The sequence below is a fragment of the Clostridium neuense genome, assembly GCF_045310695.1.
Lineage (GTDB): Bacteria > Bacillota > Clostridia > Clostridiales > Clostridiaceae > Clostridium_S > Clostridium_S neuense.
This window is the reverse complement of record NZ_JBJIAA010000004.1, coordinates 48,843-70,569: the sequence shown is the minus strand read 5'-3', so window position 1 is coordinate 70,569 and position 21,727 is coordinate 48,843. Positions and strand designations below refer to the sequence as shown.

Sequence of the window (21,727 nt, the reverse complement as noted above, 5' to 3'; positions counted from 1 at the left end):
GAATTTTGGAGGGGATAAGATGGGACAAAAATTAGTGATAGTTGAATCACCTGCTAAAGCTAAAACTATAGGAAAATATCTTGGAAGTAATTATATTGTAGAAGCATCTATGGGACATGTAAGAGATTTACCTAGAAGTACTTTAGGAGTAGATGTTGAAAATGATTATACACCTAAATATATAACCATAAGGGGTAAAGGCGAACTTTTAGATAAAATAAGGAAAGTAGCTAAAAAGTGTGATAAAATTTATCTTGCAACCGACCCTGATAGGGAAGGTGAAGCTATATCCTGGCATTTGGAAAAAGTTCTTAAGATTGATGAATGTGAAAAGTGTAGGATTGAATTTAATGAGATAACTAAGAATGCTGTTAAAAATGCAATTAAAAATCCAAGAAAAGTAAATGTTTCTCTTGTCGATGCCCAGCAGGCAAGAAGAATTTTAGATAGATTAGTTGGTTATAAGATTAGCCCTATTTTATGGAGAAAAGTTAAATGGGGACTTAGTGCAGGTAGAGTTCAATCAGTTGCACTCAAAATGATCTGCAATAGAGAAAAGGAAATTAATGATTTTAAACCAGAAGAATATTGGACTATTGAAAGTGAAGTCAGCAAAAATAAAAGTGGTAAAGCCTTTGTACTAAAGCTTGTTTATTATAAGGGTAAAAAGATCAGCATAACAAATAAAGAACAGAATGATAAAATTATAGATGAACTTAAAAATGGAGAATTCAAAGTATCAAAAATAAAGAGTGGAACAAAGAATAAAAATTCTCTTCCACCTTTTACAACCAGTACACTACAGCAGGATGCCAACAGAAAACTTAATTTTTCTACTAAAAAAACAATGTCAGTAGCACAACAGCTATATGAAGGCGTAGAAGTAAAAGGTCATGGAACTATAGGTCTTATTACTTATATGAGAACTGATTCTGTAAGAGTAGCGTTAGAGGCTCAGAATGCGGCAAAGGATTTTATAGTTACTGAATATGGCAAAGAATATTTTCCAGAGAAATTTAAAGTATATAAGGGAAAGAAAAATGCCCAAGATGCACATGAAGCTATAAGACCTACATATATAGATCTTACTCCAGATAAGGTTAAGGCAAGTTTAAAGGATGATCAATATAAACTATATAATTTAATATGGTGCAGATTTATAGCAAGTCAAATGGCAAATTGTATTCTAAATAGCATTTCTGTTGATGTAAGTAATAATGATTACACTTTTAGAGTTACAGGAAGCAGTATAAAATTTGAAGGATTTATGAAAATATATAAATATGTGACTGAAGATGAAGAAGATAGCCAAAAGATACCTTCATTAGTTGAAAACGAAAAATTGCTTTGTAAGAAAATCGAAGGAAAACAACACTTTACGCAGCCGCCTGCAAGATTTAGTGAAGCATCCCTAGTTAAAACTTTAGAGGAAAATGGTATAGGAAGACCAAGTACCTATGCACCTATAATTTCAACCTTATTGGATAGAAAGTATATAAGAAAAGAAAAAAAAGTTATATATTCCACAGAACTTGGAAATATTGTGAATAATATAGTCAGTGAATATTTTAAGCAGATTGTAGACGTAGAATTTACTGCTGACATGGAAAATAAGCTCGATAATATAGAAGAAGGCAAAGAAAATTGGAATAAGGTTGTAGACGAATATTTTAAACCACTTGAAAAATCTATTGAGGTTGCTGAGAAGGAAGTTGCTAAAATAACAATAGAGGATGAAGTAACTGATATAAAATGCGATAAATGTGGAAAAAATATGGTTATAAAGCATGGTAGATTTGGTGATTTTTTAGCTTGTCCTGGATATCCTGACTGTAAAAATACAAAACCTATTGTGGAAGAACTTAAGGTAAGCTGTCCAAAGTGTGGCGGAAAGGTAGTTGCTCGTAAAAGTAAAAAAGGAAGAAAATTCTATGGGTGCAGCAATTATCCCGACTGCGATTTTGTTAGTTGGTTTGAGCCTTCAGATGAGAAATGTCCCGAATGCGGAAGTTATATGGTTAAGAAAACTAGTAAATCAAAAGGGGAATATCTTGAGTGTTCAAATAGTGAATGTAAGCATGAAAAAAAGTTAGGAGATAATTAGTACTTAACCATTTTGTTGACTATGAAGTATAATTTTATAGAATTTAAAGTTGAATTTTAAAATTTATTATGATATTATTTTAATGGTTTTACGTTCAATTCGAAATGTTAAGAAAAATTATAATATTTTAAATTGATAATAAACTTTAAAATAAAGTATAAATAAATGGAGGAATACTAATGTCTACACTATTAAATAAAACACGAATGCTAAATAAGATACTTCAAAAAACTGGTGCGGAACCTGTGGTTTTTAATGATATATGTAAACTTTTAAGTAATGTACTTGAATGTAATGTATATGTTATAAGCAGAAAGGGAAAAATACTAGGGTATAATTTTTCAAGTGGATTTGAGTGTGAAGTTGTAAAAAATGATTTTATAAATGAAATGAAGTTTCCAGAGTTATATAATAATAAGTTGTTAAATTCTTATGAGACTAGTGCTAATATACATAGTAATGGAACATGCTTTTTTGAAGATGATGCTAAATGTGCAATAAGTGATAAAATCTCTACTATAGTTCCTATAATTGGGAACAGGGAAAGATTGGGTACACTCTTACTTGCAAGATTTGACAAGCAGTTTGATGACGATGATTTAGTTTTAGCAGAATATAGTGCGACTATTGTTGGACTTGAAATTTTGAGGTCTAAAAATGATGAAATTGAACTAGAAGCAAGAAAAAAAGCTGTTGTTCAATTAGCGATAGGAACATTGTCTTATTCAGAGTTGGAAGCTGTAGAACACATATTTAACGAGTTAGATGGTGATGAGGGATTACTTGTTGCTTCTAAGATAGCAGATAAAGTTGGTATAACACGTTCAGTTATTGTAAATGCTCTTAGAAAATTTGAAAGTGCAGGGGTTATTGAATCAAGATCACTTGGAATGAAGGGAACACATATAAAAATATTGAATGATAAACTCATGGATGAATTAAAAAAAATAAAATAAAATGTATTGATTAAGCAAATGCTATATGATATACTACTTAGAGTAAAAATACACACATTATCCAATTTGTAAATCGGTGCTTTTTTAAAATTCCTTTTTAATTAAGTGATTTACATTAAAAGATAATGGAGGTAATAACCAATTTTAAGGAGGAAAAATTTTATGTCAGTTATTTCAATGAAACAATTATTAGAAGCAGGTGTACATTTCGGTCACCAAACTAGAAGATGGAATCCAAAAATGGCTCCATACATTTTTACAGAAAGAAATGGAATATACATAATCGATTTACAGAAAACTGTAAAAAAGATTGATGAAGCTTATAATTTCATTAAAAGTGTTTCTGAAGAAGGAAAAGATGTACTTTTTGTAGGAACAAAGAAGCAAGCTCAAGAAGCTATTTCAGAAGAAGCTGTAAGAAGTGGAATGCACTTTGTTAATAATAGATGGTTAGGTGGAATGTTAACTAACTTCAATACTATAAAGACTAGAATTCAAAGGTTAGCAGATTTAAAGAAAATGGAAGAAGATGGAACATTCGAAGTTTTACCTAAGAAAGAAGTTACACTTTTAAAAGGCGAAGAAGAAAAACTTGTTAAAAATTTAGGTGGTATAACAAATATGCAACAAGAAAATATAGGAGCATTATTTGTAGTAGATCCTAGAAAAGAGAAAAATGCTATTTCTGAAGCTAAGATTTTAGGAATTCCTGTTGTTGCTATTGTAGATACAAATTGTGATCCAGATGAAGTGGATTATGTAATACCTGGTAATGATGATGCTATAAGAGCTGTAAAATTAATAACAGCTAAAATTGCTGATGCAGTAATTGAAGGCAGACAGGGAGAACAATTAGCAGAATAGAATTTTATAAATGAAAATTTATTTTATAAAACATTAACGGAGGTAATAGTATATGATTTCTGCAAGTGCAGTTAAAGAACTTAGAGAAAGAACTGGAGCCGCAATGATGGCTTGTAAAAAAGCATTAACAGAAGCAAATGGTGATGCTGAAAAAGCTATTGAAATATTAAGAGAAAAAGGATTAGCAGCTGCAGCTAAAAAAGCTGGCAGAATTGCTTCCGAAGGTTTAGTTTTAGCATATGTTGATGAAAGTAGCAAAAGTGGAGCAGTAGCAGAGGTTAACTGCGAAACTGATTTCGTTTCAGAAAATGAGAGCTTTAAATTATTAGCTAAAAATGTTGCTAAAATGGCAGCATTAAGTAATGCTAAAGATGTAAATGAACTTTTAGAACAAAAGTATATTGAAGATGAAAGCGTAACATTAAAAGAATTTGTTACTAATTTAATTTCAAAATTAGGAGAAAATATTAATGTTAGAAGATTCACTAAATTTTCTGCTGAAAATGGATTAGTTGAAAGCTATGTTCATGCAGGAGGAAAAATAGGTGTTCTTGTAAAATTAAATTCAGATAAAGTTGTTCCAGAAGTATCAACTTTGGCTAAAGATATTTGTATGCAGATAGCTGCTGCAAATCCACTTTTCTTAGATGAAACTTCAGTTGATCATGAAGCATTAGATAAAGAAAGAGAAATATATAGAGTTCAAGCTTTAAATGAAGGAAAACCTGAAAAAATAGTTGAAAAAATGGTTGAAGGTAGAATAAAGAAATATTTGAAAGAAGTTTGCCTTGTTGATCAATTATGGGTTAAAGATTCAGAACTTACTATATCTAAGCTTGTAGATAAAGTAGCAAAAGAAGTAGGAGCTAAAATTACTATAGCTGATTTTGTTAGATTTGAAAGAGGCGAAGGTATAGAAAAGAAAGAAGAAAATTTTGCTGAAGAAGTTCAAAGACAAATGCAGCAAAATAAGTAAAATAAAAGAGAGAACACGGAGTGTTCTCTTTTTTTAAAAGCCAATCAAAATAATAATATGCTGGCACGTTATGGAGGTATACTATGGAATCAGTAAAATATAAAAGGATAATGCTAAAAATTTCTGGAGAAGCTCTTGCTGGGGAAAATGGATATGGAATAGATTTTGATGTAGCAAATAGAATTGCCCAAGAGATAAAGGAAATTGTTGATATTGGATTAGAAGTAGGAGCTGTGGTAGGCGGTGGAAATATCTGGCGTGGAAGAAATGGCGAAGGTATGGATAGAACAACAGCAGATTATATGGGAATGCTTGCAACATGTATAAATGCATTGGCTCTTCAAGATTCTCTTGAAAACATAGGAGTTATTACAAGAGTTCAGACAGCTATAGAAATGAAGCAAATTGCAGAACCATTTATAAGAAGAAGAGCTATGAGACATTTAGAGAAGGGCAGAGTTGTAATTTTTGGTGGAGGAACTGGAAATCCATATTTTTCAACTGATACTACAGCAGCATTAAGAGCAGCAGAAATTGAGGCGGATGTAATACTTTTAGCTAAAAAAGTAGATGGTGTTTATAATAAGGATCCTCATAAGTATGCAGATGCTGTCAAATATGATAAATTAAGCTATATAGAAGTGTTAGATAAAAATTTACAGGTTATGGATTCTACTGCCACATCACTTTGTATGGATAATAATATACCTATAATTGTGTTTGGACTAGATATTCCTGGAAATATTAAAAAGGCTGTATCAGGTGAGAAAATTGGAACTTTAATATCTAAATAATATTAAGGAGGTAAATCTATGGTAAAAGAGATAATTAAAGAAGCAGAAGAAAAAATGAAAAAAAGTATTTCTGTTTTAAAGCAGGATCTATCAACTATGAAGGCAGGAAGAGCTAATCCTTCTATACTAGACAGAATAGAAGTTGATTATTATGGAACAATGACTCCACTTAATCAAATGGCTAATGTTTCTGCGCCGGAACCAAGAATACTATTAATTCAGCCATGGGATAAATCTTCTATAAAAAATATAGAAAAGGCTATACTTGTTTCTGATTTAGGATTAAACCCATCAAATGATGGAGCTGCTATAAGGCTTGTAATTCCTGAATTAACTGAAGAGACAAGAAAAAATATTGTAAAGAATGTTAAAAAAGCTGGAGAAGAAAGCAAAGTAGCAGTAAGATCTATAAGAAGAGATGCAAATGATAAAGTTAAAGCTCTAAAAAAAGACAATTCTATTACTGAAGATGAAGCTAAAAAGGCAGAGGATGACATTCAAAAGAAAACTGACTCATTTATAAAGGAAATAGAAAACCTTGTGGAGATTAAGGAAAAGGAAGTTATGACTGTTTGATTTAATGTTTTGACTTTCCTAAAAAAGGGATTAAAGTTTTAAATAGCCTGCGTATGCTTATTCGCAGGTTTTTTAATATTTTTATTATATTATTTTATTAAATAGTGCTGTATAATTTATTTAAAGATAAACTGCTTAAAACTTAAAAATGGTTTATTTATAAAATGAAGATTATACTTTGATTGGAGATAAGGTTATGTGGAAATTTCTAAATGGAACTAATAAAAAAGAGGTTAATGATGTAAGTGTTAAAATTGATATGAATAATATTCCTGTACATATAGCAATAATAATGGATGGAAATGGTAGATGGGCAAAGCAAAAGAATTTACCAAGAACACTAGGACATAAAGCAGGAGTGGAAACTCTAAAAAAAATAGTAAGAGAGTGCAGTGATATTGGTGTTAAATATCTTACTGTATATGCTTTTTCAACTGAAAATTGGAAAAGACCTAAGGATGAAGTGAGTGGTCTTATGAAATTATTGGTTGAGTATCTTAAAAATGAACTTAATGAACTTAACGAAAATAATGTTATCATACGTACCATAGGTAATATATACAAGCTTCCTAAGCCATGCATAGATATTTTAAATGAATCCATTGAGGATACAAAAAATAATTCTGGTCTTGTTTTAAATTTAGCATTAAATTATGGTGGAAGGTATGAAATTTTAAGAGCAGTAAAAAATATATTTAATGATTATGAAAAAGGATTGATATCTGATGAGGATATGAGGAATTTAGATGATAATAAATTTGAAGAATATCTATACACTAAAGGAATTCCTGATCCTGATGTTATCATAAGACCAAGTGGAGAGCAGCGCTTAAGTAACTTTCTTTTATGGCAATGTGCATACTCTGAGTTTTGGTATTCAAATATAAATTGGCCGGATTTTTCTATAAATGACCTTCATAAGGCTATAAGTGATTATCAAAATAGAGATAGAAGGTTTGGAGGAGTAAATAATGGAGAAAATAAATAAAAGGTATATAGGAGCAGTATTTTTAGCACCCTTACTTATATTTTTATTTTTAGGTGGAATATACCTAAGATTATTGATATTTGTATTATCCATTTTAGGACTATATGAATACTATAAAGTTTCAAAAGAAAAACAAATTAATCCTATGTCCATATTGGGATATACGCTTTGTATATTATATTATATTTTTCTTGGAAATAATAATTATAAATTGTTAATGTTTTTTATAGTAATCGGAGTGTTTTTAATGTTTTGTGTTCCAATATTTAATACAAAATATAACTATTTGGACATTGGAGTTACTATACTTGGATTTATATATGTAGCTGTGTTTTTTAGTTTTATAGTTTTAACTAATAGATTGATGTATGGAAAGTATTTAGTGTGGCTTATATTTATAGCTTCATGGCTGTGTGATACGTTTGCCTATTATTTTGGAAGACTTTTAGGAAAAACTAAACTTTGTCCTAAGGTTAGTCCCAAAAAAACTGTCGAAGGGTCCTTAGGCGGGCTGCTTGGAAGTGTAATTGCATGTACAATATATGGATATGTAATATATAGCTATGGGGTTAAGATTCCAATATATAATTATGCAGTTATTGGACTTTTATGTGGAGTTTTTTCTCAGTGTGGAGATTTAGCTGCTTCATCAATAAAAAGATATGTAGGAGTTAAAGATTACAGTAATCTTATACCGGGACATGGAGGCATATTAGATAGATTTGATAGTATACTTTTTTCAGCTGTTATTGTGTATTATTATTTGAGCTTTATTGTATTTTAATAATATAAATAAAATATTTTTGTAAATTCAAAAAGTTTGCCACTATAAAAGGACAAACTTTTTTGAATTTAGTGTATAATATAAGATATATTAATTAGTCGGTTTAGAGGGAAGTGATAATATGCAGCTAAACAGCATACAAAGCAGAATTAGTACAAGTAAATCATCAAATTACATATTTGTTAAGGGTAAATCCAATAGTGGGAAAACTATTACTGTTGTAAATAGAGCAATTTTTCTTAAAAATAATTATTGTTTATATGATAATGATAGAATTTTAATAATATGTTCCGATAACAAAAAGTTAGACAAACTAAAAAATTTATTTGTAAGTATGTCTATGGAAGCTGAAGGAAGATATATGACACTTCTTGAGCCTAAAGTTAATGTTGTCGATATTATGAGCTTAGAAAGCATAACAAATAAATATAATAGGTTTAATATTGTAACGCGGGAAAATAAGCTTTTATACCTCAAAGAGGCACTTAAAGAGGTAAGGATTAAATATCCTATGATAAAAGCATATGAAGATGATAAATTAGAGCTTTTATTAAGCGAAATAAGTTGGATTAAAAGTTGTAAATATAGTTTAGAAGATTATCAGAAAGCAGATAGAATCAAAGGAAATGGAATTGGTAAAAGACTTAATAAGAATTCTTTATATAGAGAAGCAATATTTAAGTTAATGCTTAAATATAATGAAATTATGAAAAAAAATGGGGTTATGGATAAAGAGGATAAGATACTAAATGCAATAAGCTATATAAAGAACAATCATAAATTAAGCTTTACGCATATAATTGCTGAAGATATTGAAAATTATACAAGAGCTGAAATAAGCTTAATAAGGGCACTAGGCAATAAAAAAGAGTATTCAACAATATTTTTTACATTTAATAAAGATAATATTTCAAATAAAAATGCTTGGTTTGTTAAAAGCAGAAAATTAAGCACAATTTCTGATGGTGATAAAATAAAAAGTTTTATTCTTAAAAACATTTATAATGATAGTAATAAAACAAATAAAGATATAGCTATTAAATCTATAGAGAGCTTTATATATAACGATTTAAAGCATAGTACAAGCTTTAGCTTTGTTAGGGATATTGATAATAAATCTGAAATAATACTAAATGAAGACAATATAAAATATATTGAGGCAGATATGAATAAAATCCCTGTATTTAATGACATAGCAGCAGGTGAACCTATAATGATAAATCCTGAAATAACAGATGATTTTTATATGCCAAAGTACTGGATTAAAGGTGCAAAAGACTGCTTTATGTTGAAAATTAAGGGAGATAGTATGGTTAATGCAGATATTTGTGATGGAGATTATGTTGTTATAAAAAAGGAAGCGATGGCTCAGAATAAAGATATAGTTGCAGTAGATATAGATGGAAGTGCTACATTAAAAAGGCTTAATATAACAAAAAACAAAGTGCTTTTAATGCCTGAAAATGATAAATATAAGCCTATAGTTATAGATGAAGACGAAGGTGCAAGGATTATTGGAATTGCTATAGGAGTGCTTAAAATAAAATAATATATGATGAACTTCTTGAATATTAATTAATAGATATTATTTAAATGTTTAAGGAGTAATCATTTTGAAAAAATACAAAAAGCTAATAGAATGTGTTCTTTTGCTTGTAGCATTTATCATGCTGACTATGATAATAAAATACTATTTCAAACCATTTTTTGTAATGCTTTTTTTAATTATAATGTGTACACCAATATATAATTTTTTGTGTAAAATCAATATTTTTAATAATAAAATAAATGCTGCGATAAGTATAGTACTTGTTAATACTGTGATTTTTATATTTTTTATTTACATAGGGAACTTTATTATAAGGGAAATTGGAATTAATGTCATAAATGATTTTGGTAATGTGGATTTTAATAAAATATATTTTTTTAAGGATATAAATATAGCTGATATTCTTGAAAAGGTAAAAGTCCAAATTACTAATTTTTTTAATAGTGATTTTATAAGAAAAGGAGCTCTATATACTACAGATACTATTTTGGCATATTTTGTTGGTAACATTGCTGTTTACTTTATTTTGGTGGATAAATATGATATAGTTAATTTATCTAAAATTGTGCTGCCAGATATTAATATACAACTCATATATAAAAAAATTGGTGAATTAAGAAAGATGATTGCAGTAGAATTCTCTTTGGTGATAATAACTACAGTAGAGACAGTTATCGGTCTTTTAATACTAGGAGTAGATAATGCGGTTGTATTTGGTATACTGTGTGGAATTTTAGATATATTGCCATATGTCGGAACTATACTTGTTTTCCTACCTTTGATTTTGTATAACATTTATTTGAAAAATTATATAATAGCATTTGGAATATTTACTTTATATATACTACTTCAGGTGAATAGACAGATTTTGGAAACGAAGTTTATGAGTAGCAGATTAAAGGTACATCCACTCTTAATATTGATTTCTTTGTATATAGGGATGAAGCTTTTTGGCATAATAGGGATATTTATGGGACCATTGTATGTAATAAGTGCAAAGGAGATAATATTCTCAGTTTAAGGTTATAATAGGAGTTGATATAATGAAAAATATATCCATAATTGGAGCAACTGGTTCAATAGGAACTCAGACACTGGAGGTAATAAGAAGTGACATACATAAATATAAATTAATTGCAGTTACAGCTAATAAAAGTTACGAAAAGATGATACATATAATAGATGAATTTAATCCTGAAATTGCAGTACTTACGGATGAGATGGCTTATAAAAATTTATGCAGCTATTTTAAAGACAAAAGTATAAAAACAGAAATAAAATTTGGAATGGAGGCCTTAAATGAAGCCGCTTCAAATAAGGACGCTGATATAGTTGTTACATCTATAGTTGGTATGATTGGACTTATGCCTACTATAAGTGCTATAAGAGCAGGAAAGGATATAGCGCTTGCTAATAAAGAGACACTTGTGGTTGGTGGAGAAATTGTAAAAGAAGAAGCGAAGAAGTACGGAGTTAAAATACTTCCAGTAGACTCAGAACACGGAGCTATTTTTCAATGTCTTCAAGGAAATGATCATAAAGCTGTTAAAAATATACTCCTTACAGCTTCTGGAGGACCATTTAGAGGCAAAACTGAAGAAGAGCTAAAGAATGTTACAGTTAAAGAGGCCTTAAATCATCCAAATTGGAGTATGGGAAGTAAAATTACAATTGATTCTGCAACACTTATGAATAAAGGGCTTGAGGTTATAGAAGCTCACTGGCTTTTTGATATGCCTTTTAAAAATATTAAAGCAATAGTTCATCCACAAAGCATAATACATTCCATGGTTGAATACAAGGATGGAAGTATTATTTCACAAATGGCAGTTCCAGATATGAAACTTCCAATACAATATGCACTAAATTATCCCGAAAGATGTGAAGCTGTTATTGAACCACTTGATTTTTTTTCTATACCAAGCCTTCAATTTGAAAAACCAGATTTAGATACATTTAAATGCTTAAAATTTGCATATGAAGCAGGAGAAGCGGGTGGAATAATGCCAACAGTGCTAAATGCAGCAAATGAGTATGCAGTAGATTTGTTTTTAAAGGAAAAAATTAGTTTTAATAAAATACATGAGATTATATATGATGCTTTAAATTCTTTTGAAAATAAGTGTATAAAGGATGTAAATACTATAATAGAAGAAAATAAAAAAGTAATTAATTATTTGAAAAATAAATATAACAAGTAGGAGTGGTGGATTTGAGCCTTACTAATATAATAATAGCTATTTTAGTTTTAGGATTAATAGTATTGATACATGAATTGGGACATTTTATACTTGCTAAATTAAATGATGTAAATGTAGAAGAGTTTTCTATAGGAATGGGACCTAAAATACTAGGGTTCACCGGGAAAGAAACTCAATATTCACTTAGAATACTTCCTATAGGTGGATATGTTAAGATGCTTGGGGAGCAGGAAAAAAGTGACGACGTGCGTGCGTATAATAATAAATCACCGCTTAGAAGATTAAGTATTGTATCAGCTGGACCAATTATGAATATTATACTTGCAGTAATTTTATATGCTATAATTACTGGAACTAGTGGATACTATTCTAAGCGGATAAGTTCGATTGTCCCAAATTCACCAGCAGAAAAAGCTGGAGTTAAAGCGGGAGATGTAATAGTAAAAGCAAATAATTCTACAATGATTACAAGTGATGATTTTTCTCTTAAAATGTATTTAAATAAAGGTAATCCTATAAATGTTATAGTAAAAAGAAATGGAGAGACTAAAAGTTTCAATCTTACACCTATGAAGGATACTAAAGAAAATAGATATCTCATAGGAGTAGGCTTTACTAATGTGAAAAATCCATCCGTAATTGAAAGTATTAAGTATGGCTTTAGTGAGACTGCATTTATGGTAAAAGAGGTTTTTATTAGTCTAAAAATGCTGTTTACTGGTAAATTATCTGCTCAAGATGTTTCTGGACCTGTTAGTATAATAAGAGTGACTGGGGCAGCAGCTAATGCAGGCTTGATAACGCTTATAAATTTTATGGCATTTTTAAGTGCTAATGTAGGATTGTTTAATTTATTACCTATTCCAGCACTTGACGGAAGTTATGTTCTATTATTTTTATTTCAAATAATAACGGGTAAAAAGGTAGATGATGATAAGGTTGGTGTAATAAATACAATAGGTTTTGCACTGCTTATGGCACTTATGGTTATAGTTACTATAAAGGATATTTTATATCCACTTAAAATTTAGTTTTTTTAGAGGTGTAGTGTTATGATGAGGGTAGAAACGAAAAAAATAAAGGTAGGAAATAAATTTGTTGGAGGAGATTCACCAGTATCTGTTCAATCTATGACTAATACTGATACTAGAGATTCTGCATCAACTATAGAACAAATAAAAAGATTTGAAATGGCAGGTTGCGACATAGTAAGATGTGCTGTACCAGATATTGAGGCTGCTAAAGCATTAAAGGAGATCACTAAAAATACCAAGATGCCAGTAGTTGCGGATATACATTTCGATTACAGATTAGCACTTGAGTCCATAGAAAATGGAATTTCTGCTCTTAGAATTAATCCAGGAAACATAGGATCAAAAGAGAGAGTAGAGTTAGTGGCATCTCGTGCTAAGGAAAAAAATATACCAATACGTATTGGAGTTAACTCTGGTTCACTTGAGAAGGAACTTTTAGCTAAGTATAATGGAGTTTCAGCAGAAGGATTAGTTGAGAGTGCTTTAAAGCATGTCAAAATACTTGAAAACGTGAATTTTGATGATATTGTAATATCCATTAAATCTTCTAATGTTCAGATGATGATAGAAAGTTACAGGTTAATATCTAAAAAGGTTAATTATCCACTGCATCTTGGAGTTACAGAAGCAGGAACTATATGGAGAGGAACTATAAAATCTTCAATTGGTATAGGGGCACTCTTAAGTGAAGGCATTGGCGACACTATTAGAGTATCTTTGACAGGAGATCCTGTAGAAGAAGTAAAAGTAGGAAGAGAAATACTTAAAACTTTTGGTTACATTAATAGTGGAGTGGAATTTGTTTCATGCCCTACTTGTGGAAGAACCTCAATTGATTTGATAAAAATTGCAAATGAAGTTGAAAAGAAACTTGAAAACTGCAATAAAAATATAAAGGTTGCTGTAATGGGATGCGTTGTAAATGGGCCTGGTGAAGCTAGAGAAGCTGACATTGGAATAGCAGGAGGAAAAGGAGAAGGTCTTATATTTAAAAAAGGGAAAATAGTTAAAAAAGTAAAAGAACAATACTTAGTAGATGAACTTATGAAAGAAATTGATAATATGTAGTTTTCTAAGCATAGGTTAAAATAATTACAAATAATATAATTTTCCAAAAACAAGTTGGCTTTCTTCATTTAGTATGTAATTGGGTACTTCATAAGTTTTTAACTTTTTATTGAAATTTTTAGTTGAGTGTGATACACTAGAAGCAGTTTAAAGTTTACTTATAGATTTTGCTTTTAAGAGTGGGTTCAAAACCCGCTCTTTAATTTTGTAGGCGCAACATAATAGGTTGCGCTTTTCGTTAAGGTGATTTCTACAGGATAGAGCTGCTTTAATATATGTGTTCATTAGAAGCTATCATAAAGATTTGTTTAAAATATTTAAAATAGCAAAACATATGTTGTGAGGAGGGATAAAATGTTAGAAGAAGTAGAAGGAATAATTAAAAAAGAAGTTGAAGAATTAGGTTATGAATTTTACCATTTAGAACTTGTCAATGAGTCAGGAGAAAATTATCTTAGAGTATATATAGATAGTCCAAATGGAATAGGACTTGATGATTGTGAAAAAGTAAGCAGAAAGGTAAGTGATATTCTTGATGAAAAAGATCCTATTCCTTACAGTTACTACTTAGAAGTGTCATCAGCAGGTATATTTAGGACTTTATTTACAGATGAGCATTTAAAAAGGTATAATGGAAGTATGGTAAAATTAAAAATAAAAGGTACCTTTACTGGTAAAAAAGAATTTTTAGGTAACCTAAATGGATTTGATGATGAGAGCGTAAGCATTGTTAATAACAATGAAATAATAAAAATTCCTAGAAAAAAAATAAAAAGAGTAACTTTAGAAGGGGAGCTTTAGAGGAGGGTTAAAGATGAATCAGGAATTTATACAGGCGCTTAAAGAAATAGTTGGTGAAAAAGGGATAAGCGAGGATATGCTTTTTGAAACTATAGAAGATGCTTTAGTTGCTGCATATAAAAAGAATTATGCAAAGGTAGCAGAAAATGTTCATAATGTAAAAGTAACTTTAGATAGAGATAATGGAGAAATACATGTTTATTCTCAAAAAAAAGTTGTAGAAGAGGTTTTTGATAATATAACAGAAATTTCGTTAGATGATGCTAAAAAGATAAATTCTGTATATCAGCTTGATGATATGGTTGATATTGAAATTACACCTAAAAGCTTTGGAAGGGTAGCAGCCCAAGCTGCAAAACAAGTAGTTGTCCAAAGAATTAAAGAGGCAGAAAGAAGCCTTATTTATAATGAATTTCAAGAAAAAGAGTTTGATATTGTAACTGGTACAGTACTTAGGAAAGATAAGGGAAATGTTTTGATTGATCTTGGAAGAATTGAAGCTATTCTTACACCATCAGAGCAAATTGCCAGTGAAGATTATGTGTATAATTCTAGAATAAAATTATATATAGTTGAAGTTAAAAATACTACTAAGGGAGCGCAGGTTGTTATATCAAGGACTCATCCTGGTCTTGTTAAAAGATTATTTGAACTTGAAGTTCCTGAAATATATAATGGTATTGTGGAAATAAAGGGTATTGCAAGAGAGGCTGGTTCAAGAACTAAAATAGCTGTTTATTCAAATGATGAAAATGTAGATGCTATGGGAGCTTGTGTTGGTCAAAAGGGTATAAGAGTTCAAAATATAGTTAACGAACTTAGAAACGAAAAAATTGATATAATTAAATGGAGTAAGCTTCCAGAAGAGTATATTGCTAACTCTATAAGTCCAGCTAAAGTAGTTGATGTAGAAATTGACGAGGAAAATAAATCGGCAAAAATTGTAGTTGAAGATAATCAGCTTTCACTTGCTATCGGTAAGGAAGGTCAGAATGTACGTCTTGCAGCTAAATTAACTGGATGGAAAATTGATATTAAGAGTAAATCTCAAGTTGAAGTTAAAGACGATGAAGAGTAAAACATAATTGTATTTTATCGGAGGTGGTATTAATGAAAGTTAAAAAAATACCTCAAAGAATGTGCACAGGATGTATGGAAATGAAGCCTAAAAAGGAGCTTATAAGAGTTGTTAAAAATAAAGATGGAGAAGTTTCTATAGATGTTACAGGTAAAAAACCAGGCAGGGGAGCATACATATGCAGAAGTATAGAATGCTTGGAAAAAGCAGTGAAACAAAAAAGGCTTGAAAAAAATCTTGAAAAAAAAATTGACGATGAATTATATGCTAAGCTAAAGGATGAGATTACTAATGAATAATAAATTTCTGCAATTTTTAGGAATAGTTAAAAAATCTGGGAAGATTGCCGAAGGATACAATAAGTGCGAAGAAACTATAAAAAGTGGAGTGGCAAAATTAATAATACTTTCTGATGATGCTTCTGAGAATACTAAGAATAAGTTTCAAAACTATTCTCTTAGATATGAGATACCTATTATAAGTAATGGATTTTTAAGTGAAGATTTGGGAAAAATACTTGGTAGGGAAGAAATAAAAGTATTATGTATTACTGACTATAAAATGAGCTGCAAATTAATAAGCATATTGAAACAGCAAAATGATTAAACGGGGGTGTATGATTTGTCGAAGATTAGAATATATGAATTATCAAAAGAATTAGGTAGATCAAGTAAAGAGCTTATTACCATTCTTGAAGATGAGTTTGGAATAAAAGTAAAGAATCATATGAGTGCAATAGATGAAGAAGATGCAGAACTTATTAAAGAAATGATATTAGATGATGAAAAAGAAACAGCAGTTGATAAAAAAGATGATAATGCTTCTTCAAATATAGTTGAAGAATATGAGGAAATAGTTGACAACAGCATAAAGGTTAGAAAAAATAGAAAAATCAAAAGTAAAAGCAAGGACTTTGAAGATGATTCAAACAAATCAAATGCCAATTCATCTGATTTAGATGAGAGAGGTGTTATAGAAGTTGATAATACTTTAACAGTTAAGGATTTAGCTGAAAAACTAAAAAAGCCAACTACTGAAGTTATTAAGCAGCTTATGTTTATGGGAGTGCTTGCTGCCATAAATCAAGAGATAGATATTGAAACAGCTAAAAAGGTTGCTGATAAATTTAATTATGATGTTGTAATAAAAACTGACGAAGAGGAAAAGAAAGAACTTGAAAGTGAATTTGAAGACGAATTTGAGGATGAAGATGAAGAGTTAGATAAGAATTTAGTTAAGAGACCTCCAGTTGTAACTGTAATGGGTCATGTTGACCATGGAAAAACATCACTTCTTGATGCTATAAGAAAATCAAGCGTTACAGAAACAGAAGCAGGTGGAATAACACAGCATATAGGTGCTTATACAGTTAATGTTAATGGAGGGAAGGTAACCTTCTTAGACACTCCAGGACATGAAGCTTTTACTGCAATGAGAGCTAGAGGAGCTCAAATTACTGATGTTGTAATTCTTGTTGTTGCTGCGGATGATGGTATTATGCCTCAAACAAAAGAAGCAATAAATCACTGTAAGGCGGCTAAAGTTCCTATTGTTGTGGCAATAAATAAAATTGATAAACCTGGTGCAAATATAGACAGAGTAAAACAAGAACTTTCAGAGGAAGGACTTATAGCTGAAGATTGGGGTGGAGATACTGTTTGTGTTCCAGTTTCAGCACGTACCAAAGAAGGAATCGATAGTTTACTTGAAATGACAGTACTTACTTCTGAAATACTTGAACTTAAGGCTGATCCAAAACGTAAGGCAAAGGGTACTGTAATTGAAGGAAAACTAGATAAGGGAAGAGGAGCAGTTGCATCACTTCTTGTTCAAAATGGTACACTTCATGTTGGAGATTCAATTATAGTTGGCTCTACTTATGGAAGAATAAGAGCTATGTTTGATGATAAGGGTAAAAAAATAAAATTAGCTGGACCTTCAGTTCCTGTTGAAGTACTTGGATTATCTGATGTTCCAGAAGCAGGAGATAAATTTAATGTAGTAAAAGATGAAAAGACAGCTAGAAATATGGCTGATCTTAGAGTGGAAAAACTTAGAAATGCAAATCTTGCAGCTAAACATAAGGTTTCTCTAGAGGATTTATACAATCAAATTAAAGAAGGAAAAGTTAAAGAACTTGGACTTATAATAAAAGCAGATGTTCAAGGTTCAGTTGAAGCTGTTAAACAGTCTTTTGAAAAATTGTCAACTGATGAAGTAAAAATAAGGGTTATACATGGAGCAGTAGGTGCAATAACTGAAACAGATGTAATACTAGCTAGTGCTTCAAATGCAATAATTATTGGATTTAATGTAAGGCCAGATAACAATGCATCAGCTCTTGCAGAAAAAGAAGATGTTGATATTAAGACATATAGAGTTATATATAATGCCATAGATGATATAAAAGCAGCAATGGTTGGAATGCTTGAACCTGAGTTCAAGGAAGTAATTATAGGAAGAGCTGAGATAAGGCAGGTATATAAAATTTCTAGTGTTGGAACTGTAGCTGGATGTTATGTACTTAATGGAAAGATAACTAGAAATAGTCAAGTTAGAATAATAAGAGATGGAATTGTAATTTTAGAGGGCGAGCTTGCATCCTTAAAGAGATTTAAAGATGATGCTAAGGAAGTTGCACAGGGTTTTGAATGTGGAATTACAATTGATAAGTTTAATGATGAAAAAGAAGGAGACATTATAGAAGCATTCGAAATGCAGGAAGTTAAAGTAAATCAAAAATAGTAGACTGCTTTGGAAGGGAAGATTTGTATGGCTAAATATAGAAGTGGAAGAATTAATGAGGAAGTCAAAAAAGCTATAAGTAGTACAATACAGAATGACATAAGAGATCCCAGATTTACAGCTATGGTAAGTGTTACAAAAGTTGATGTGACTAAAGATTTAAGATATGCTAAAGTATATATAACAGTTCTTGGAGATGAAGATAAACAAAAGGAAACAATAGATATACTTAAGAATAGCGCTTCATTTATAAGAAGACAGTTAGGGCAGAGTGTAAAATTGAGATATACTCCTGAAATAATATTTGAACTTGATACATCAATACAGTATGGAATGCACATAGATGCTCTTTTAGAAAAGATAAAGGAGAATAAGGAAAATGATAGTAAGTGATATAATAGATAAAATTAAATCTAGTAAAAAAATTGCTATTACTTTTCATGTCTCTCCAGATGGTGATTCAATTGGTGCTAGTCTTGGGTTTCTATATGGACTTAGAACAATAAAAGAGGATGTTTCTATATTGTGCAAAGAAAAACTTCCAGAGGCTTTTTCATTTTTACCTAATGCATCGGAGATAACGGGTGAAAATGCTGCTATATCACAAGATACTGATTTGCTTATTACACTTGATTGTGGTGATATAGAAAGGTTAAATTATGAAAAAGACGATGAAAGTTTTAAAAATAGAGATTACTTTGTCATAAATATAGATCATCATCTTACAAATAAGTCGTTTGGTGATATTAATTATGTAGATACTAAGGCTTCCTCAGTAGGCGAAATAGTGTATTGTATTTTGAAAGAAATGCATGTAAATATAAATCAGGAAATAGCAGCTTGCTTATATACATCAATATTAACAGATACAGGTTCTTTTAGACATTCTAATACTACAAGTGCCACTCATTCAATAGCTGGTGAATTGATAAGCACAGGTATTGATTTTAGTGAGATACATAGGAGAATATTTGATAATAAAAAGTTTGAAGCATTAAAACTCCAAGCACTTGTATTAAATGGTATGTATCTAACTTGTAATAAAAGATTATGTGTAATGAAAGTCACAAAAGCTATGATAGATGAGACAGGAGCCGATGAGACGGATACTGGTGATTTAGTTTCAATAGGATTAAAGGTAGATACAGCTGAAGTTTGTGTGCTTTTAAAGGAAAAAGATAATGTAGTTAAGTTAAGCTTAAGATCAAAATCCAATGTTGATGTAAGAAAAATAGCGGAGAAATTTGATGGTGGTGGCCATACAAAAGCGGCTGGATTAGCTATGGAAAAAAGTATTAAAGAAGCAGAAGAAATCATAGTAAGTGAAATTGAAAAAGAGTTGATATAATGAATGGCGTAATAAACTTATATAAACCGTCTGGTATAACCTCTTTTGAAGCGGTTAGTAAGATAAAAAAGATTTCTGGAGAAAAAAAAGTAGGGCATACAGGCACTCTTGATCCTTTAGCATCAGGAGTTCTCCCTATATGCATTGGTAAAGCTACAAAAATTGTAGATTATATAATGCAGGGAGAGAAAACATACAAGGTTAAAATGAAGCTTGGAGAAAAAACTGATACTTATGATAAAGAGGGAAAAGTTATTAGTGAAGCTGATGTTCTCTGTGATTTAAACGAGGTTACTGATGCTATTATGAGCTTTAGGGGAGAAATAATGCAAATTCCACCTATGTATTCTGCTTTAAAGGTTAATGGAAAGAGGCTTTATGAACTTGCAAGAATGGGAGTAGAGGTTGAAAGAAAAGCAAGAAAAATCAATATCTATGATATTCATATACAAGGAATAGATATGCCTTTTGTAACTTTTACAGTAAGATGCTCAAAAGGAACATATATAAGGAGTTTGTGTTTTGATATAGGAGAAAAGCTTGGATGTGGTGCTGTGATGTATGAGCTTGAGAGATGTGCTTCAAGTATTTTTACTGTAGATAGTAGTATTAAGTTAGAAGAATTAACGAAAGAGAATTTCAGCCAGAAAATTACTCCTATAGATGAGTGTCTTTGTGGATATCCATTAGTGAGGCTTGATGAAAAATTCGAAAAGCTTCTTATAAATGGTGTGGCAATTAAAGATAAAAGAGCTTTGGATAATATTGATTGTGATAAAGTTTATAGGGTGCATAACCAAAGAGATGAACTAGTTGGTTTAGCGTCTTTAACTCATAATGGTTTTAAAATTTTAAAATTATTAACTTAGGAGAAATGATTTTATGATAGTTTTAAATGATAGTTTTAAGGTTAAATTCAAATATAAAACTTATGTAACTATAGGAAGCTTCGATGGACTTCATAAAGGTCATTTAAGTTTAATAGATAAAACGATACAATTAAGCAAAAGCAATAATGTTAAGAGTATGGTTAATACTTTTAAAGAACATCCACTGAATACTATTAACAAGGATATTGCACCTAAGCTTATTATGGATAATGAAACTAAAATACAGCTTCTTGAAGATTATGGGCTAGATGTACTTAATTTATGTGATTTTAGCGATATAATGAAAATGTCTCCAGAGGATTATGTAGTGAACATGATTAAAGCTTATAACATTAAAGGTATAATAACAGGATTTAATCATAAATTTGGATATAAAAATCAGGGAGATGTAGAACTTCTAAAAAAATTAAGTGAAAAGTATGGAATTGAACTTTATATTGTAGAACCTGTTAAAGTAAACGGTGAAATTGTAAGCAGTACTTCCATAAGAAAATATGTAGCTAATGGTGAAATTGCAAGGGCAAATAGTATGCTTTTAAGGCCATATTCGCTTAAAGGAACAGTTGTACATGGACGAGAAGTTGGAAGGACACTTGGATTTCCTACAGCTAATTTAAAGTATGATAGTAATTTTGTAGTTCCGGCAGTTGGAGTTTATTATACAGTCGTAGAATATAACGGGAAAATGTATAAAGCTATAACTGATGTGGGTTATGCACCTACTGTAAGGAACAGCGATTTTTCTGTAGAAAGCTATATGTTAAATTTTAATGAAGATATATACGGAAAAAGTATAAAAGTTAATTTTATTGAAAAAATAAGAAATGAAGTTAAATTTGATAGCTTAGTGGGATTAAGACATCAGCTTGAAAGTGATAAAAAATTTGCTGAATCAAAAGATTTAGAAAATAATTTTAGTAAAAAATAGAATTTTTAATTTACATTTTCAAGTTTCTTTGTTATAATTACAC

Annotated in this window: 22 protein-coding genes; all 22 read left to right on the top strand. The window is 30.2% G+C overall.

Annotation, left to right across the window (positions count from 1 at the left end):
• The first annotated feature begins 19 nt into the window (after positions 1–19).
• The 22 genes from topA to ACJDT4_RS05390 all read left to right on the top strand — a co-directional run bounded on the left by topA (position 20) and on the right by ACJDT4_RS05390 (position 21,684).
• Complete coding sequence (gene topA / locus ACJDT4_RS05495) at positions 20–2,104, top strand: type I DNA topoisomerase (RefSeq protein WP_406786537.1); 2,085 nt, start codon at positions 20–22, stop codon at positions 2,102–2,104.
• Between the two features lie 179 nt (positions 2,105–2,283).
• Complete coding sequence (gene codY / locus ACJDT4_RS05490; RefSeq protein ID WP_406786536.1) at positions 2,284–3,060, top strand: GTP-sensing pleiotropic transcriptional regulator CodY; 777 nt, start codon at positions 2,284–2,286, stop codon at positions 3,058–3,060.
• Between the two features lie 162 nt (positions 3,061–3,222).
• Positions 3,223–3,924, top strand: a complete 702-nt coding sequence (rpsB, locus tag ACJDT4_RS05485) for a 30S ribosomal protein S2 (protein WP_406786535.1) — start codon at positions 3,223–3,225, stop codon at positions 3,922–3,924.
• A gap of 52 nt (positions 3,925–3,976) precedes the next feature.
• Positions 3,977–4,900, top strand: a complete 924-nt coding sequence (gene tsf / locus ACJDT4_RS05480) for a translation elongation factor Ts (RefSeq protein ID WP_406786534.1) — start codon at positions 3,977–3,979, stop codon at positions 4,898–4,900.
• 83 nt (positions 4,901–4,983) lie between these two features.
• Positions 4,984–5,694 (top strand): UMP kinase, encoded by a 711-nt coding sequence (gene pyrH / locus ACJDT4_RS05475; RefSeq protein ID WP_406786533.1) that lies wholly within the window; start codon positions 4,984–4,986, stop codon positions 5,692–5,694.
• An 18-nt stretch (positions 5,695–5,712) separates the two neighbouring features.
• The gene (gene frr, locus ACJDT4_RS05470) at positions 5,713–6,270 is read left to right on the top strand and encodes a ribosome recycling factor (protein WP_406786532.1); all 558 of its coding nucleotides are present in this window, start codon (positions 5,713–5,715) and stop codon (positions 6,268–6,270) included.
• A gap of 196 nt (positions 6,271–6,466) precedes the next feature.
• Complete coding sequence (locus ACJDT4_RS05465) at positions 6,467–7,258, top strand: isoprenyl transferase (protein ID WP_406786531.1); 792 nt, start codon at positions 6,467–6,469, stop codon at positions 7,256–7,258.
• Positions 7,251–8,042: a phosphatidate cytidylyltransferase gene (locus ACJDT4_RS05460; protein WP_406786755.1), complete on the top strand. Its 792-nt coding sequence runs from the start codon at positions 7,251–7,253 to the stop codon at positions 8,040–8,042. Before ACJDT4_RS05465 ends, ACJDT4_RS05460 begins: the two co-directional genes overlap by 8 nt.
• A 121-nt stretch (positions 8,043–8,163) precedes the next feature.
• The gene (gene lexA / locus ACJDT4_RS05455; protein ID WP_406786530.1) at positions 8,164–9,591 is read left to right on the top strand and encodes a transcriptional repressor LexA; all 1,428 of its coding nucleotides are present in this window, start codon (positions 8,164–8,166) and stop codon (positions 9,589–9,591) included.
• A 64-nt stretch (positions 9,592–9,655) separates the two neighbouring features.
• Positions 9,656–10,612 carry an AI-2E family transporter gene (locus ACJDT4_RS05450; protein ID WP_406786529.1) on the top strand — a complete coding sequence of 319 codons (957 nt, stop codon included), beginning with the start codon at positions 9,656–9,658 and terminating at the stop codon, positions 10,610–10,612.
• A 22-nt stretch (positions 10,613–10,634) separates the two neighbouring features.
• Positions 10,635–11,792 (top strand): 1-deoxy-D-xylulose-5-phosphate reductoisomerase, encoded by a 1,158-nt coding sequence (gene dxr, locus ACJDT4_RS05445; protein WP_406786528.1) that lies wholly within the window; start codon positions 10,635–10,637, stop codon positions 11,790–11,792.
• An 11-nt stretch (positions 11,793–11,803) separates the two neighbouring features.
• Entirely contained in the window at positions 11,804–12,823 is a 1,020-nt protein-coding gene (rseP, locus tag ACJDT4_RS05440) for an RIP metalloprotease RseP (RefSeq protein ID WP_406786527.1), read from the top strand.
• 21 nt (positions 12,824–12,844) lie between these two features.
• Positions 12,845–13,894 carry a flavodoxin-dependent (E)-4-hydroxy-3-methylbut-2-enyl-diphosphate synthase gene (gene ispG / locus ACJDT4_RS05435; protein WP_406786526.1) on the top strand — a complete coding sequence of 350 codons (1,050 nt, stop codon included), beginning with the start codon at positions 12,845–12,847 and terminating at the stop codon, positions 13,892–13,894.
• A 354-nt stretch (positions 13,895–14,248) separates the two neighbouring features.
• A complete protein-coding gene (rimP, locus tag ACJDT4_RS05430; RefSeq protein ID WP_406786525.1) occupies positions 14,249–14,695 on the top strand; it encodes a ribosome maturation factor RimP in 447 nt (148 codons plus the stop codon).
• A gap of 13 nt (positions 14,696–14,708) precedes the next feature.
• Positions 14,709–15,773 carry a transcription termination factor NusA gene (nusA, locus tag ACJDT4_RS05425; RefSeq protein WP_406786524.1) on the top strand — a complete coding sequence of 355 codons (1,065 nt, stop codon included), beginning with the start codon at positions 14,709–14,711 and terminating at the stop codon, positions 15,771–15,773.
• 32 nt (positions 15,774–15,805) lie between these two features.
• Entirely contained in the window at positions 15,806–16,072 is a 267-nt protein-coding gene (gene rnpM / locus ACJDT4_RS05420) for an RNase P modulator RnpM (protein WP_406786523.1), read from the top strand.
• Positions 16,065–16,379, top strand: a complete 315-nt coding sequence (locus tag ACJDT4_RS05415) for a ribosomal L7Ae/L30e/S12e/Gadd45 family protein (protein ID WP_406786522.1) — start codon at positions 16,065–16,067, stop codon at positions 16,377–16,379. Before rnpM ends, ACJDT4_RS05415 begins: the two co-directional genes overlap by 8 nt.
• Before the next feature lie 15 nt (positions 16,380–16,394).
• Positions 16,395–18,518, top strand: a complete 2,124-nt coding sequence (gene infB, locus ACJDT4_RS05410) for a translation initiation factor IF-2 (RefSeq protein WP_406786521.1) — start codon at positions 16,395–16,397, stop codon at positions 18,516–18,518.
• A 27-nt stretch (positions 18,519–18,545) separates the two neighbouring features.
• Complete coding sequence (gene rbfA / locus ACJDT4_RS05405) at positions 18,546–18,911, top strand: 30S ribosome-binding factor RbfA (protein WP_406786520.1); 366 nt, start codon at positions 18,546–18,548, stop codon at positions 18,909–18,911.
• Positions 18,898–19,866, top strand: a complete 969-nt coding sequence (locus tag ACJDT4_RS05400) for a DHH family phosphoesterase (RefSeq protein WP_406786519.1) — start codon at positions 18,898–18,900, stop codon at positions 19,864–19,866. The genes rbfA and ACJDT4_RS05400 overlap by 14 nt, the downstream gene beginning before the upstream one ends.
• Complete coding sequence (truB, locus tag ACJDT4_RS05395; RefSeq protein WP_406786518.1) at positions 19,866–20,735, top strand: tRNA pseudouridine(55) synthase TruB; 870 nt, start codon at positions 19,866–19,868, stop codon at positions 20,733–20,735. Before ACJDT4_RS05400 ends, truB begins: the two co-directional genes overlap by 1 nt.
• A 13-nt stretch (positions 20,736–20,748) precedes the next feature.
• Positions 20,749–21,684, top strand: a complete 936-nt coding sequence (locus ACJDT4_RS05390) for a bifunctional riboflavin kinase/FAD synthetase (protein WP_406786517.1) — start codon at positions 20,749–20,751, stop codon at positions 21,682–21,684.
• Positions 21,685–21,727: the final 43 nt, after the last annotated feature.

Coding starts and splice junctions, on each gene's coding strand:
- codY (WP_406786536.1), top strand. CDS start 2,284: ATGTCTACACTATTAAATAAAACACGAATGCTAAATAAGATACTTCAA.
- lexA (WP_406786530.1), top strand. CDS start 8,164: ATGCAGCTAAACAGCATACAAAGCAGAATTAGTACAAGTAAATCATCA.
- ACJDT4_RS05465 (WP_406786531.1), top strand. CDS start 6,467: ATGTGGAAATTTCTAAATGGAACTAATAAAAAAGAGGTTAATGATGTA.
- ACJDT4_RS05415 (WP_406786522.1), top strand. CDS start 16,065: ATGAATAATAAATTTCTGCAATTTTTAGGAATAGTTAAAAAATCTGGG.
- ACJDT4_RS05400 (WP_406786519.1), top strand. CDS start 18,898: ATGATAGTAAGTGATATAATAGATAAAATTAAATCTAGTAAAAAAATT.
- ACJDT4_RS05390 (WP_406786517.1), top strand. CDS start 20,749: ATGATAGTTTTAAATGATAGTTTTAAGGTTAAATTCAAATATAAAACT.
- pyrH (WP_406786533.1), top strand. CDS start 4,984: ATGGAATCAGTAAAATATAAAAGGATAATGCTAAAAATTTCTGGAGAA.
- tsf (WP_406786534.1), top strand. CDS start 3,977: ATGATTTCTGCAAGTGCAGTTAAAGAACTTAGAGAAAGAACTGGAGCC.
- rpsB (WP_406786535.1), top strand. CDS start 3,223: ATGTCAGTTATTTCAATGAAACAATTATTAGAAGCAGGTGTACATTTC.
- ispG (WP_406786526.1), top strand. CDS start 12,845: ATGATGAGGGTAGAAACGAAAAAAATAAAGGTAGGAAATAAATTTGTT.
- truB (WP_406786518.1), top strand. CDS start 19,866: ATGAATGGCGTAATAAACTTATATAAACCGTCTGGTATAACCTCTTTT.
- topA (WP_406786537.1), top strand. CDS start 20: ATGGGACAAAAATTAGTGATAGTTGAATCACCTGCTAAAGCTAAAACT.
- rnpM (WP_406786523.1), top strand. CDS start 15,806: ATGAAAGTTAAAAAAATACCTCAAAGAATGTGCACAGGATGTATGGAA.
- rbfA (WP_406786520.1), top strand. CDS start 18,546: ATGGCTAAATATAGAAGTGGAAGAATTAATGAGGAAGTCAAAAAAGCT.
- frr (WP_406786532.1), top strand. CDS start 5,713: ATGGTAAAAGAGATAATTAAAGAAGCAGAAGAAAAAATGAAAAAAAGT.
- nusA (WP_406786524.1), top strand. CDS start 14,709: ATGAATCAGGAATTTATACAGGCGCTTAAAGAAATAGTTGGTGAAAAA.
- dxr (WP_406786528.1), top strand. CDS start 10,635: ATGAAAAATATATCCATAATTGGAGCAACTGGTTCAATAGGAACTCAG.
- rimP (WP_406786525.1), top strand. CDS start 14,249: ATGTTAGAAGAAGTAGAAGGAATAATTAAAAAAGAAGTTGAAGAATTA.